Here is a 14,338-nt window from a genome sequence, read left to right on the forward strand (position 1 = left end):
GCTATATCCACCTATTTCTTATTTAAATCGATTTATTATATACATAATAAAAGATAATACAATACTTAACACAATACATGTAATGATAGGAAAATAAAAGGTAACGTTTCCTTTTTTCACAAAAATATCGCCTGGAAGCCTTCCAATGAACTTCCAAGCTAATCCAACAACGATGAGTAAGATCCCGGCTGTAATAAGCAGCTTTGGCATCTCCGTCATACTTTTGGTATCTCCATTCCGAAATGTTCATACGCAAGCGGCGTTACAATTCGGCCCCTTGGCGTTCGTTGTAAAAAGCCAATTTGTAATAAATACGGCTCATACACATCTTCAATCGTATGAGATTCTTCTCCAATTGTTGCTGAAACCGTTTCTAATCCAACTGGACCGCCACGGAATTTCTCAATAATACCAAGCAGTAATTTATGATCAATATGATCTAGACCTAATTTATCTACTTGCAGCAATTCTAATGCCATTTGTGTAATTTCCATCGTAACCGTTCCGTTACCACGAACTTGCGCGAAATCACGTACACGTCTTAAAAGACGATTCGCAATACGAGGTGTACCACGAGCACGTCTTGCAATTTCTAATGCAGCTAACGAATCGATTTCAACTTCAAATACTTCTGCTGTACGTTCAACAATCGCAGAAAGCTGATCTACTGTGTAGTACTCTAACCTTGAAAGTACACCGAAGCGGTCACGAAGCGGTGCCGATAATGCTCCAGCACGTGTTGTTGCTCCAACTAATGTAAATGGCGGTAAATCTAGGCGTACAGAACGTGCTGAAGGCCCTTTTCCAATTACAATATCAAGGCAAAAGTCTTCCATCGCAGGATACAATACTTCTTCAATTGATCTATGCAAACGATGAATTTCATCAATAAATAATACATCCCCTGGCTGAAGCGCTGTTAATACAGCAGCTAAATCTCCTGGTCTTTCAATTGCGGGACCTGAAGTTGTTCTAACATTAACGCCCATCTCATTGGCAATAATATTCGCAAGCGTCGTTTTACCAAGACCTGGTGGTCCATATAAAAGTACGTGATCTAACGTTTCTTCACGCATTTTCGCCGCTTCAATAAATACTTCTAAATTATGTTTTGCTTTATCTTGGCCAATATACTGACGGAGCGTCTGTGGCCGTAATGAATATTCTAAATCCGCATCTTCATATGCAGATTCCCCTGAAAGGAGACGTTCGTCCATTATACTCACCTCTTACCATTTAGTAAAAGACTAAGTGCCTTTTTAATATACTGATCCGTCGTTAATGATTCTTTTAATAACTCTGGTACAACACGAGAAACTTCGCGTTCTGCGTATCCAAGTGCGCGGAGAGCTTCCAGTGCCTCATCAAGCTCAGCTGATGAACCTTTCTTCTCATCAAAACGTTCTGTGTCTGAGAATAAATCAACAAATGCATCTGGTACGACATCTGCTAGTTTTCCTTTTAAATCTAAAATCATTTGGCGTGCTGTTTTCTTTCCGACGCCTGGGAATTTCACTAAAAACTTCTCATCTTCATGCTCAATCGCTTGAACGACCTGTCCTGTTTGACCAGAAGCTAAAATTGCAAGAGCTCCTTTTGGCCCAATGCCAGACACGCCTAACAACTTTGTAAATAATAAACGCTCTTCACGTGTTTTAAACCCGTAAAGTGCCATAATATCTTCTCTCACATAATGATATGTATAGACACGGATTTCTTGCTTACTTCTTTGAAATACATACGGATTTGGTGTGAAAATTTGATAACCAATTCCATTATGATCAATTACGACATATTCCGGCCCTACATACTCCACGTAACCTGTAACATATTCAAACAAAATACGATCTCTCCCTCTTAAATCATGTATTCCATTTTAACATATTTAATGATAGAAAAGCGAGACTGCCCCAACAAATGTTCTCCACTTGAAACTTCTGTTATTTTCCATTGACAGAAAGGTTAAAGCACCTTAATATACAGAAGTCGATAATGATTATCAATACTAATTAAAGGGGTTACATCAGGATGAAACGTAAGCTATTTATTTTATTTACTATTATGCTCGTTGTTCTTTCTATCGTTGGCTGTTCTTCTCAAAAAGAGGAATCGAAGGCAAAAGAACAACCGAAAACAAAAGTTGTAAAACATGCTAAAGGTGAAGCTACAATTCCAGTAAATCCAAAGAGAATTGTTGACTTATCTGGATCAACAGAAGAACTATTACTTCTTGGACACAAACCTGTTGGTACAGCAAATACATATAAAGATAAAATCCAAAATCACTTAACAGACAAGTTAGATGGAGTAAAAGCAGTAGGTTGGTACTGGGCACCTAAAGTTGATTTAGAAGCTGTTACTGCTTTAAAACCAGACTTAATTATTTTAAACAACCGTCAATTGAAAATTTATGATCAACTAGAAAAGGTTGCACCTACAGTTGTTCTAGAAACAAACTTAGAAGACTGGCGTGGTAAGTTTAAAGAAGTAGGTAAGCTATTTGACGAAGAGAAGAAAGCAGACAAATGGATTGCAGACTACGATAAGAAAGCAGACTCTTTATCTAAAAAAATTAAAGAGAAAACAAAAGATGAGAACTTTATGTTCGTTGCAGTTACACCACAAAACTTCCGTGTATACGGTAGCTTCGGATACGGTGACATCATCTTTAATGACTTAAAACTTCCAGCAACAAAAGGTACGGATTTAAAACAAACGATGGCGCAAGTATCACTAGAAGGTCTAGTTGCATTCCAGCCTGACCAAATGTTTATTGTAAACTTCGGCGGCGAAGCTGATAAAGTTTACGAAGACTACAAAAACAGTGCCGTTTGGAAAGACAATAAAGCAGTTAAAAATAATCACGTATATGAAGTATCAAATGAAGTCTTCAATACGAAAGCATTCAATCCAATCGGAAAAGATATGCTAATTGATGAAATCGCAAAAGAAATTTTAGCTAAAAACAAATAAGAAAAAAAAGCAGCTCACCATGAGCTGCTTTTTTTCTTACTTTGAACTGCGTATTGCTTCATTTTTTCAATCGTCTTCACAAAACCTTCTTTTGATTTAATACGAATGCCACGTTTCAATTTCGCACGTTCATAGCTCTCAAGCTTTTTCATATCAATTTGAAAGAAAGAATGGATCGCATTATCACTTTTCGGTACACCTTTGAAAATTTGTAATATCCCTTCCTCTGAAACACCAAAATACCCGCTCGTTTTCAATAACGGAGAAATATCATCAACTTTCTTTTGCAATACAATTTGTACATCATCACGATCAACGAGCTGCCATTCTTTATACTGCTGTAAAAACTTTTCTAAATCCGTCACTTTTTCTGTAAGTATTTCTTCGCTTACTTCGCCATCAACATACATACGCTCTAATAAAATTGTAACCTCAGGTTCTTTTTTCGTTACTTCTGGTACTGGCCCTTCCGCCTTCACATTCGTTCCATAAACGAAACAAAACATCATAACGAAAGCTTGCATCGCAATCAGTATCCATTTCATTTCCGTTCACCTCTTTTAGGCAAGATCATACTTTCATTAGTAGTTTTTCCGGAAATGGGGGTTTTATCCATATTACATTTCTTTCGAAAAATAAAAAATGCAGATAAGGGTTTACCTCATCTGCATGTATCATTTACTTTTATATAAAATGAAAGACGCCTGCAAAGCAGGCGTCTTGATGCGTTTACGGCGAGAGACCAGGCGACCACATTCGCGTGTTTAGCACTTAAGCATATCTCTCGTCTTACGTAAATTAGCTCATCGCTTTGCTAATATAACATTAATAAAGTATAAGTGCAACATGTTTATAAAAATATTTTATTTCCTCTTTCATCCAAATTATTTTATGTAAATTATAAATTGATAATTGCAATATATATGTTACAATTAATGTGACAGCGAAATCATAATAAGCAGGGGATGAATATTATGAAAAAAATAAAGGATGAACGCCTCATTCTTCAAATGTTAAAAAACATACGTATTGTCTTTCTTTTTCAATACATTGGCGTAGTTGGAATTTTAGGCTATATCGGATTCACTGAAGGCATTGATCAAATTACGAAATCTCCATTGTGGCTATTATTTATGTTTACAAGTATTTTACTTGCTTATTTACAGTTAAGTGTTTCAATCGATGTAGAAGAAGGCGAAAAGGAAATACAGTTAACTCCTTATTACAAACTTGTCTTCCACTCCCTTATTGTAGGAATCGTTACGGCTATTATTTATATTATTTTCAGTCCAGAAAGACCTCTATTTGAAGCTATTTCAACAGGTAGTATTCTTTTCATATGCTTTTTAGTTTCTTATTCCGTTAGTTATTTTATTAAAAAACGTCGCTTACAAGACAACGATGAATAAAGAGGAAGGGCTATCCCTTCCTCTTTTGTTTTGTTATCGCACTGTACCAGTTAAACCGTAACGAATGTCTCGGAACATATTCACTATGTCACGATTAAAATCGTTTGTAACTGTACCGTTACGTAGACGCGTACTCATTGCATCGACACGAGTAAACATATCATTTCTTACAGAAACATATACGTTTCTGTTTCCAACTTCATTTGCAACAGCTTGACGAATTTCGTTAGCCATCGCCGTTTCATTTGTCACTGTGTTACGTGGTTTTACCGCAATCGCTACATCGTTTCCATATACAACTGTAGACACACGGTCTACGTTATTCATACGTTTCACACGATTTGTTATTCTTTCAGCTGTTTTACCATCATTGTTAATGTATGAATTGTTCATTGTAATATTACGAGTTGGATGCGGATTAGCAATTTGTCCATTGTAATTTACATCTCGATAATAATTGTATCCTGTATCGTTACGACCATTTCTATATGTTACATAATCTGTATAACGATCATTACGTGTCACATTATCACGATACTGGTGTGTATCATTATAAGATGTACGCTCGTAATTGTAGTTACGTCCATCCATTGCATTGTTATCTTTCGGTGTACCACATGCAGCTAATGCACTGGTAACTAACAAAGAAGCAGCAATCACTTTTACTTTCGTATTCAATACAAAAACCCCCTCTGTTAGAATGAGCTTCTCTACTGAAAAGCTCCCTCTTATGATGAGTAACCGAGAAGGTTTTTACACTGTTAATATTTCACTGGGAATTTTCTAGCACTTCATAAAAAAACTTCATTTTCTTAATTAACAGGAATGTAAAAAAGGCGGGAATACTCCCGCCTTTTTAAACTTCTTCTTCGTCCTCTTCTTCTGAAACGGGCTCTCCAAATACATTCGGTGGATCTGGTTGATAATACATCGTTCCTGGCTGTGGTGCATATGCAGACTGAGTTGGTTGGTAATATAAAGGATTCGCATATTGCGGACCGCCTGGTTGTGGACTATATAGTCTACTTTCTCCTCCGCATCCACAATCTTCCTCACCCTGCACAAGCGGCGGCATATTATTATCCATTGGCATCATATTCTGGTTTGGCATAGACGTATATTGCGGTCCAAACGGCGCTCCTTGCTGATATGGCATTTGATATGGATTTGGTTGTTGATAATACGAATTCGGCGGCATCATGGGCTGTTGATACGGCATTTGATAGGGCATCATATTGGGTGGTTGATTGTTATCCATAATCGGCATCATATTCGGCATTTGATTGTTATCCATAATCGGCATTATATTCGGCATTTGATTGTTATCCATAATCGGCATCATATTCGGCATTTGATTGTTATCCATAATCGGCATCATATTCGGCATTTGATTGTTATCCATAATCGGCATTATATTCGGCGGCTGGTTGTTATCCATAATTGGCATTATATTCGGTGGCTGGTTGTTATCCATAATTGGCATTATATTCGGTGGCTGGCTGTTATCCATGATTGGCATTATATTCGGTGGCTGGTTGTTATCCATGATTGGCATTATATTCGGTGGTTGGTTGTTATCCATGATTGGCATTTGAATATTTGGCATTTGAATATTTGGCGGTATGACTTGTGGAATAACTACATTTTCTTTCGATACATTTGGCGATACTATATTCCCTACGTTTTCTTTTTTCACTTGCGGTGACACTATATTCCCTACATTTTCTTTTTTCACTTGCGGTGACACTATATTCCCTACATTTTCTTTTTTCACTTGCGGCGATACTATATTTCCTACATTTTCTTTCTTCACTTGTGGCGATACTATATTTCCTACATTTTCTTTCTTCACTTGCGGCGATACTATATTTCCTACATTTTCTTTCTTCACTTGTGGCGATACTATATTGTTTTTTTTCGTTTGCGGAGAAATGATATTGTTAGGTTTCATTTTACTAATTTGAGGAGCAATTAACTCGCTTCCTTTTTTTATTACATCTGAAATTTTATATTCTTTTTTCGGTTTTATTGGTGGTTGTGGCGGCTGCGGTAATACATTTACCGAAAACTTCGTGTTTTCTTTTTCCGCCGGTTTTTGTTTTTCTATCACAGGTGGTTTTTGAATAACAGACGGTTTTTCAACTGGTTTTTCTTTTTGAATTGGCTGTTCTTTTTGCACCTCTTTTTGCGGTTTCACCTGTACTTCTTTTTGTGGCTTTACCTGCATCTCCTTCTGTGGTTTCACCTGTACTTCTTTTTGCGGCTTTACCTGCATCTCCTTCTGCGGTTTTACTTGCACTTCTTTTTGTGTTTGTTGCATAGCTGGCTGCTGTGTAATTGGTGCTGATTGATACGTAACTTCTTCTTCATCTTCTATTCCAAGCGGAGTTGGTGTTGCTGCAAATTCTTTTTGCTGCACTTCTTTTACGTATTGCTTTGGAGGCGCTGAACCTGCTCCAGCCTGTTGTTTCATGTGAACACTCTTGGATGGCACTTTAATTTTCATACCTGGCATAATTAAATCTGGATTACTAAGTTGTGTATTTGTTTTTTTCAACGTGTCAAAATCCACTCCGTACTTTTTCGCAATTTTCCAAAGGGTATCCCCTTTTTGCACGATATGAATTTTCAAATTTTCCCCCTCCTGTATAACTTATCTATAAGTAACAAATCTCATGAAGTAACTCTTTCTAAATAACATTAACTTCTTTTCACTTTTATCACTTCTTCGATTTTCAATATCATTCGAAGCGGAATAAGCATAAAGAACCACAATGATTTCTTCAAAACAATGTATGCCCATTTCGTTCTCGTTATGATTATATGTATGAAAAAAAGCAACAGGAATACCGTTGCTTTACACACGCTCTAACATACGATTTAATGCAAGAACCGCTTCTGCCGTTACTTGTTTGTCTACGCTAATAACGTTAATTTCTTCTCCTCTTTCTATCGTTTCAAGTGTCCATAATAAGTGAGGCAGATCAATTCGGTTCATCGTTAAGCACGGACACATAAATGGATTAAGTGAAACAATTTCTTTATCTGGATGTTGCTGAATAATTCGGTTCACTAAATTCATTTCTGTACCAATCGCCCATTTGCTACCAGATGGCGCTGATTCAATCATATCAATAATATATTTCGTTGAGCCTGCATAATCTGAAGCAGCTACAACTTCATAGCAACATTCTGGATGTACAATAATATTCATATCAGAATGATTTTTTCGTACGCTCTCAATGTTCTTCACTGTAAAATTTTGATGAACAGAACAATGCCCTTTCCATAAAATTACTTGAATTTCTTCTATATCCCCATCGTACTCTAATGAATCTGTGTGTGGGTCCCATACTGCCATTTTATCTAACGGGATACCTAAATCGTACGCTGTATTTCTCCCTAAATGTTGGTCTGGTAAAAAGACGAGACGTTCTTTTTGAGTAAACGCCCAAGATACCATTTGCTTTGCATTAGAAGATGTTACTGTTGCTCCTCCGTTACGACCACAAAACGCTTTAATTGCAGCTGTAGAGTTCACATATGTTAACGGAATCATCGTATCTCCAAATAATTTCGTGAGCTCTTTCCATGCTCTTTCTGTTTGTTCAATATCTGCCATATCCGCCATCGAACAACCTGCACGCATATCTGGTAAGATGACAACTTGATCATCTGTCGTTAACATATCTGCTGTTTCCGCCATAAAGTGCACCCCGCAAAACACAATATATTTTGCGTCTTTATTGCTCGCTGCAACTTGCGCAAGCTGAAGTGAATCCCCTGCTGCATCTGAAAATTGTACCACTTCATCTTTTTGATAATGATGCCCTGGAATGAATAACATTTTCCCCATTTTCTCTTTAATTTCACGAACACGCTTTTCCATATCTTCCGTTGACATCGTGTAATAACGCTCTGGTAACATCGTTTCAATTGGCTGTACTTGTTCTAAAATACTCATATACGTTTCTCCCCTCTAAGCCACTTTCCTTATCCTTCAATATTGAAACTAATATCAAGTGCTTTCACTGAATGTGTTAACGCTCCAAGTGAAATATAATCTACCCCTGTTTTTCCGTATTTCGGTAAATCTTCAATTGTGATGCCCCCTGAAGCTTCTGTAACGATAGCACTTGGTACAATTTTTGAAAACTCCCGGATTTCATCTGGCGTACGATTATCGAACATAATAATATCAGCACCAGCAGCAACAGCCTCTCTCACCTGTTCCTCAGTTTCTGTTTCTACTTCTACTTTCACCATATGTCCTAACTTCTCTTTCACTGATGTAACAGCTTTTGTAATAGAACCAGCAAACGCAATATGATTGTCTTTAATCATGACACCATCATATAAACCGAAGCGATGATTAAATCCACCGCCGCACACGACTGCATGCTTATCAAACATACGTAGTCCTGGCATCGTTTTTCGCGTATCACAAATGCGAGTATGACTGCTATCTAAAGCAAGAACCGCTTTACGCGTCATCGTCGCTATTCCGCTCATACGCTGAATAATATTTAATATAACGCGCTCTGCTGTTAATAACGATGCAATTGGACCTTGCACAGTTGCAATGATTTCGCCTTTTTCTACAAGGTCCCCATCTTTTTTATGAAGCTCTACTTCAATTCTCTCATCAATTAATTTAAATCCTGATTCAATTACTAAACGTCCTGCAAAGACCCCTGTATCCTTCGCAAGAAACGTTCCTTTCGAAAGCAAGTTATCTGAAAAAATAAGCTGAGATGTTACATCTCTTTCCCCTATATCTTCTAAAAAAAATCGATTTAATGCTTCTTTAACTTTTATCGTGTTCATAAAGCCCCTCTTCCCCTCATTACACAAGTTGTCGTTTTCTCTTTACTCGAACAATCTCTTTCTTTCCTATATTTCTATCTGGATAATCACTCCGGTAATGCCCGCCAATACTTTCTTCTCTTTGCAAGGCTGACACAACTATAAGCTCACAAACCGTTAACATATTAATAAGCGTTATCTCTTCATTCGTAAGAACATCATGTTGTAATATCATATTTCGAACACCATACTTACTAAGCCATCTCTTCGCATAAGATAAACTTTGCTCTGTTCGCACAATCCCAACATATTTCATCATGCATTTTTGTATTTCTTCTTTCGTCGGTAAATGATTCAGAACGATAAACTTTGCTTCCTTTTCGGCTAGCATATTCACCTTTTCTTTTGTCTCTCTAGATAAAATGTGTCGTCCGATTCTTTTTCCAAACACAAGACCTTCTAATAATGAATTACTCGCTAATCTATTTGCACCATGAACCCCGTTACAAGCTACTTCACCGACTGCGTATAAGTTCGAAATAGACGTCTCTCCATCACAGTTCGTTTTCACGCCGCCCATGTGAAAATGAGTACCAGGCACGACTGGAATAAGTTTTTTATTTATATCGACTCCATTTGTTTTACATATCGATGACACGGTCGGAAAGCGTTGTTCAAAGTTTTGAATCATTTCGATGTTTAAGTACACTTTTTCACCCGCAAGTAGCTGTTCATGAATAGCCCTTGCGACTACATCACGAGGCGCTAAATCCTGTTCGGAATGTATATCCATCATAAAACGCTGCCCTTTTCCATTTATAAGGACAGCTCCTTCTCCGCGAACAGCTTCGGACACAAGACCAGAACAACGCCCACCCGCGTATAACATCGTCGGATGAAATTGTATAAACTCTAAATCTACAAGCTCTCCGCCTGCACGGTACACCATTGCAAGTCCATCGCCTGTAATCGTCTCATCATTAGAAGTAAAGGCGTATAAACCGCCAATACCGCCTGAAGCTAACACCGTATAATCTGCATTGTAACGTTTCAATTCTCCTTTATTGTTGCGAGTTAAAGCCCCAACACATTTATCTTTTTCTATAATAAAATCGAGCACCATTTCCTGTTCCACTACCGTAACGTATGGAGCTACTTCTTGAATAAGATGCTCTAATAAATTCTTTCCTGTTGCATCGCCACCTGCATGTAAAATACGACGTTTTCGATGCGCTCCTTCTTTTCCAAGATGAGGACCTGTTTCATCTCCATCAAATTTCATTCCATTTTCAATAAGGTTATTAATTTCTTTCGGTCCTTCCTCGACTAAATAACGGACCACTTCTTCATTGTTATAATGACACCCTGCTACTAGCGTATCTTCAAAATGATCATTAGGATTGTCGTATGTAGCTACCGCTGCGGCAATTCCACCTTGGGCTAAATGTGTATTATTATTACGTTTCGTCTCCTTTGTGATAATAATCACATTCTTTTCGTGACAAATCTCTTTTGCAACACGAAGTGCCGCAACGCCACTTCCAATAATTAAGACATCTGCGCTTGGCATAATTGTTGCCTCCTACTTTACACTTTTCAACTGTCTTGACACCTATATTTACATAGTTTTAAAATAATGACAAGAGTTTTTTTATAATTCTTATTTTCACTACCATTTAAAAAGTAAAAGAAATGTAACTCTTACTAGAGAGAGGAACTTACATGATGATATATCTTGACTATGCAGCTACTACACCTATGAGCGAGGAAGCGTTACAAACATATATGAAAGCAGCATCGCAATACTTCGGAAATGAACAAAGTTTACATGATATTGGAGGAACGGCTTCTTCTTTATTACAAGTTTGCCGAAAAACATTTGCGGAAATGATTGGAGGCAAAGAACAAGGAGTATTTTTCACAAGCGGTGGATCGGAATCGAACTATCTTGCGATTCAATCACTTCTAAATGCCCGAAATAAGAAGCATATTATTACGACACCTATGGAACATGCATCCATTCGAAGTTATTTTCAATCCCTAAAATCAAAAGGCTATACAATCACTGAAATTCCTGTTGATAAAAATGGACTCATTTGTTTAGTAGATTTAGAGGCAGCTATTACGGAAGATACTGTGCTAGCAAGTATACAGCATGGAAACTCTGAAATCGGAACCGTTCAAAACATTACAGAAATCGGGGCACTTTTAAAAAAATATAATGTTTTATTTCATACGGATTGTGTGCAAACGTTTGGTAAACTGCCTATCCATGTTTTTGAGATGGGGATTGATAGTCTTTCTGTTTCAGCACATAAAATATACGGACCAAAAGGTGTCGGCGCTTGCTACATAAATCCGCAAACTCGCTGGGAACAAGTATTTCCAGGAACTTCTCACGAAAAAGGATTTCGCCCAGGTACAGTGAACGTTCCCGGCATCGCATCTTTTTTAACAGCTGCTGAAAATATATTAAAAACTCAATGGGAAGAAAGTTTACGTTTTAAAGAGTTACGATCCTACTTTTTAGAGCAAATACAAACACTTCCGCTAGAAATTGAAGTAGAAGGTCATTCTACTTCTTGTTTACCACATATTGTTGGGGTTACAATAAAAGGAATAGAAGGTCAATATACTATGCTAGAATGTAATCGCCATGGTATCGCCATTTCCACCGGAAGTGCTTGCCAAGTCGGTAAACAAGAACCTTCGAAAACTATGCTTGCAATTGGAAAAACGTATGAAGAGGCAAAACAATATGTCCGCTTCTCTTTCGGACAACAAACAACGAAAGATCAAATTGATACTACTATTCATGCACTACACACAATTGGAAATCAATTTTATAGAGGTGTTAAATCATAATGAAACAAAATGAACAAAAAAAGATTTTAGGTGAAGAAAGACGACAGCTTATCCTCCAGTGGCTTCTTGCTGCAAATGAACCGTTATCGGGGAATGAACTATCGAAAAAGACGAACGTAAGTAGACAAGTTATCGTGCAAGATATTTCCTTGCTTAAAGCACGAAACGAACCAATTATTGCGACTGCTCAAGGTTATTTATATTTAAAGCCACAAGAGAAGCAACAAACTTTTGAACGCGTAATCGTATGCCAACATAAACCAGCAGAAGTACGTCAGGAACTTACAATGCTTGTTGACCATGGCGTTACGATTAAAGACGTAAAAGTTGAGCATCCTGTATACGGTGACTTAACAGCCTCCATTATGGTAAGCAATCGCTTTGATGTAGAGCAATATTTACAAAAAATCGAAAACACAAATGCTTCCTATCTTTCACAACTAACAGATGGTATTCACTTACATACAATCGAGGCAGATTCTAAAGAAAAATTAGATGCTGCTTGTGAGGCGTTAGATAAAGCAGGATTTCTCGTTTATTAATGTAAAGCACAGAGTTTTTATCATTCTCTGTGCTTTTTTAATGCTATAATATTGTAATCAATCGTAAAGGAGATCAAATATGGGAATTGAACTCGTTCACTTTAGCATTGGCAAACCGAAACAAATGAAATATGGCGAAGATAAAGAAATGATAACAGGTATATGTAAAGATCCTACAGAAGAGGCCTTTCTCTCAAAAGACGGATTTCGTGGTGATGACGTAGCGGATTTAAAACATCACGGCGGACCTGATCGCGCTGTTTGTGTGTACCCACACGAGCATTACGCACTATGGGAAGAGGAATTTCAAACTACGCTTCCCGCTTCCACATTTGGTGAAAACATTACCGTAACAAATATGTTAGAGCATGACGTATGCATCGGAGATACATATCAACTAGGCGAAGCAATCATTCAAGTAACGCAAGCTCGCGTACCTTGTAGCACAATTTCAAAACGTCTTGGCATCCCTGGCATACTGCCGCGTATTGTAGCAACTGGATTTACTGGCTACCTATGCCGCGTTCTTCAAGAAGGTACTGTACGTAAAGATTCAAAAATTACATTACTAGAACGTCCATCAAGCAATGTTTCTGTTTTATTCTCTAACGAAATTTATTTTCATAATAGAAAAGATAAAGATGGCATCGAGAAGATTCTTGCTGTTCCAGAACTAGCTGATATTTGGCGTGGTCAATTAGAAGATCGTCTTGCGAAGTTAAAATAAAGAATCCCACCTTCTGCAGGTGGGATTTTATTAATCTATTAAAAAATATATTAGGCAATGAAATGATATTGACGATTAGACAAACACCAACATTCCATCTACATCTTACAACCAATAAGAAGAATAACTCCCCAGCACAGTAACAGAAAAACCGAGTGCTTCAAGTTCCATCGTTACGCCTGGCAATAATACGTCATCGTATGCTTTATCGACATCGATTAAGAAAAAGTAATTTCCAAGACCTGTTTTCATCGGACGCGATTCGATTTTTGATAAGTTTAATTTTCTCCATGCGAAAGCTGATAACACTTGATATAGGGCACCTGCATAATCTGCAGGTAACGTTATCATAAGCGTCGTTTTCTCTCCGCGGTTCTCTCCGTTATTCGGGAGTACTGCTTTCTTTTTCTTATGGAGTACTAAGAAACGTGTGTGATTATTTTTATGCGTATGAATACTACGTCTCACAATTGTTAATCCGTATTTTTCTGCAGCCGCTTCATTTGCAATAGCGGCAATTTTCTCTTCAGGATGTTCTTTCACATATTGTGCAGCAGCACTTGTAGATGTCATATCTCGAACAGTTACTCCTTTTAATTCTTCATTTAAAAATTTATGGCACTGTGCAATGGCATGCGGATGAGAATGCACTGCATATACTTCTTCCCACACTTCTGCATACTGCGGATGTACAAGTAAATGCTGCTGAATTGGTACTGTAATTTCTCCTACAATGGAAAGCGGCTGCTCATGTACAAGGTAATCAACCGTTATATTCACTGAACCTTCTATTGCATTTTCTAACGGTACAACTGCGAAGTCTACATTTTCATTTGCAGCTGCATCTATACAATCTGGAATCGTTCGATACGGTACATGCTCTGCTTCCGGAAAAAAACGACTCACCGCCATATTTGTAAATGTTGCTTCTGGTCCTAAATATCCTACTCGAATCATCGTCTTTTCCCCTCTTTTTCGTTTTCTTACTGTTATACCATACTTTTTTATATTCTTCT

General features: G+C 37.5%; 14 protein-coding genes and 1 pseudogene. 5 read left to right on the forward strand and 10 right to left on the reverse strand.

From position 1 onward, the window contains the following. Positions 1 to 18: 18 nt before the first annotated feature. From ACTFSL_RS20000 to ruvA, 3 genes are read right to left on the reverse strand one after another with little or no spacing between them, the layout of a single operon-like run. The gene (locus tag ACTFSL_RS20000) at positions 19 to 219 is read right to left on the reverse strand and encodes a DUF2905 domain-containing protein (protein ID WP_000138162.1); all 201 of its coding nucleotides are present in this window, start codon (positions 217 to 219) and stop codon (positions 19 to 21) included. Further along, positions 216 to 1,217, reverse strand: coding sequence for a Holliday junction branch migration DNA helicase RuvB (gene ruvB, locus ACTFSL_RS20005; protein ID WP_000344449.1), 1,002 nt, complete (start codon positions 1,215 to 1,217; stop codon positions 216 to 218). The genes ACTFSL_RS20000 and ruvB overlap by 4 nt, the downstream gene beginning before the upstream one ends. Positions 1,218 to 1,222: 5 nt before the next feature. After that, on the reverse strand, positions 1,223 to 1,840 hold the full coding sequence (gene ruvA, locus ACTFSL_RS20010) for a Holliday junction DNA helicase RuvA (RefSeq protein ID WP_000464511.1): 618 nt from the start codon (positions 1,838 to 1,840) through the stop codon (positions 1,223 to 1,225). Between the two features lie 188 nt (positions 1,841 to 2,028). Here ruvA and ACTFSL_RS20015 point away from each other — a divergent pair, with 188 nt between their 5' ends. Beyond that, complete coding sequence (locus ACTFSL_RS20015; RefSeq protein ID WP_000823606.1) at positions 2,029 to 2,973, forward strand: iron-hydroxamate ABC transporter substrate-binding protein; 945 nt, start codon at positions 2,029 to 2,031, stop codon at positions 2,971 to 2,973. A gap of 14 nt (positions 2,974 to 2,987) precedes the next feature. Here ACTFSL_RS20015 and ACTFSL_RS20020 read toward each other — a convergent pair whose 3' ends face one another. After that, positions 2,988 to 3,518, reverse strand: a complete 531-nt coding sequence (locus tag ACTFSL_RS20020; RefSeq protein ID WP_000871192.1) for a BofC C-terminal domain-containing protein — start codon at positions 3,516 to 3,518, stop codon at positions 2,988 to 2,990. Between the two features lie 429 nt (positions 3,519 to 3,947). Between ACTFSL_RS20020 and ACTFSL_RS20025 the strand changes: the two genes are divergently transcribed. After that, positions 3,948 to 4,382 (forward strand): hypothetical protein, encoded by a 435-nt coding sequence (locus ACTFSL_RS20025; RefSeq protein ID WP_000721223.1) that lies wholly within the window; start codon positions 3,948 to 3,950, stop codon positions 4,380 to 4,382. A 33-nt stretch (positions 4,383 to 4,415) separates the two neighbouring features. Here the strand turns inward: ACTFSL_RS20025 and ACTFSL_RS20030 are convergent, their stop codons facing one another. The 5 genes and pseudogenes from ACTFSL_RS20030 to nadB form a co-directional block, all read right to left on the reverse strand. Next, on the reverse strand, positions 4,416 to 5,060 hold the full coding sequence (locus tag ACTFSL_RS20030) for a YhcN/YlaJ family sporulation lipoprotein (protein WP_001093536.1): 645 nt from the start codon (positions 5,058 to 5,060) through the stop codon (positions 4,416 to 4,418). A gap of 1,797 nt (positions 5,061 to 6,857) precedes the next feature. After that, positions 6,858 to 7,014, reverse strand: a pseudogene (gene safA, locus ACTFSL_RS20035) (SafA/ExsA family spore coat assembly protein); the annotation flags it as partial. Between the two features lie 225 nt (positions 7,015 to 7,239). Further along, complete coding sequence (nadA, locus tag ACTFSL_RS20040) at positions 7,240 to 8,346, reverse strand: quinolinate synthase NadA (RefSeq protein WP_000025339.1); 1,107 nt, start codon at positions 8,344 to 8,346, stop codon at positions 7,240 to 7,242. A 29-nt stretch (positions 8,347 to 8,375) separates the two neighbouring features. Further along, the gene (gene nadC, locus ACTFSL_RS20045; RefSeq protein ID WP_440042264.1) at positions 8,376 to 9,209 is read right to left on the reverse strand and encodes a carboxylating nicotinate-nucleotide diphosphorylase; all 834 of its coding nucleotides are present in this window, start codon (positions 9,207 to 9,209) and stop codon (positions 8,376 to 8,378) included. Between the two features lie 19 nt (positions 9,210 to 9,228). Beyond that, on the reverse strand, positions 9,229 to 10,758 hold the full coding sequence (gene nadB / locus ACTFSL_RS20050; protein WP_440042265.1) for an L-aspartate oxidase: 1,530 nt from the start codon (positions 10,756 to 10,758) through the stop codon (positions 9,229 to 9,231). 152 nt (positions 10,759 to 10,910) lie between these two features. Between nadB and ACTFSL_RS20055 the strand changes: the two genes are divergently transcribed. The 3 genes from ACTFSL_RS20055 (at position 10,911) to ACTFSL_RS20065 (ending at position 13,322) form a co-directional block, all read left to right on the forward strand. Continuing rightward, complete coding sequence (locus tag ACTFSL_RS20055; protein ID WP_000973777.1) at positions 10,911 to 12,053, forward strand: IscS subfamily cysteine desulfurase; 1,143 nt, start codon at positions 10,911 to 10,913, stop codon at positions 12,051 to 12,053. Next, a complete protein-coding gene (locus ACTFSL_RS20060; RefSeq protein WP_000812275.1) occupies positions 12,053 to 12,595 on the forward strand; it encodes a transcription repressor NadR in 543 nt (180 codons plus the stop codon). The genes ACTFSL_RS20055 and ACTFSL_RS20060 overlap by 1 nt, the downstream gene beginning before the upstream one ends. 79 nt (positions 12,596 to 12,674) lie before the next feature. After that, positions 12,675 to 13,322 (forward strand): MOSC domain-containing protein, encoded by a 648-nt coding sequence (locus tag ACTFSL_RS20065; RefSeq protein ID WP_000510666.1) that lies wholly within the window; start codon positions 12,675 to 12,677, stop codon positions 13,320 to 13,322. 105 nt (positions 13,323 to 13,427) lie between these two features. Here ACTFSL_RS20065 and pheA read toward each other — a convergent pair whose 3' ends face one another. Continuing rightward, a complete protein-coding gene (gene pheA / locus ACTFSL_RS20070; RefSeq protein WP_000621705.1) occupies positions 13,428 to 14,279 on the reverse strand; it encodes a prephenate dehydratase in 852 nt (283 codons plus the stop codon). Positions 14,280 to 14,338 lie beyond the last annotated feature (59 nt).

The sequence above is a fragment of the Bacillus cereus group sp. MYBK108-1 genome (assembly GCF_051917185.1).
GTDB classification, from domain to species: Bacteria; Bacillota; Bacilli; order Bacillales; family Bacillaceae_G; genus Bacillus_A; species Bacillus_A cereus.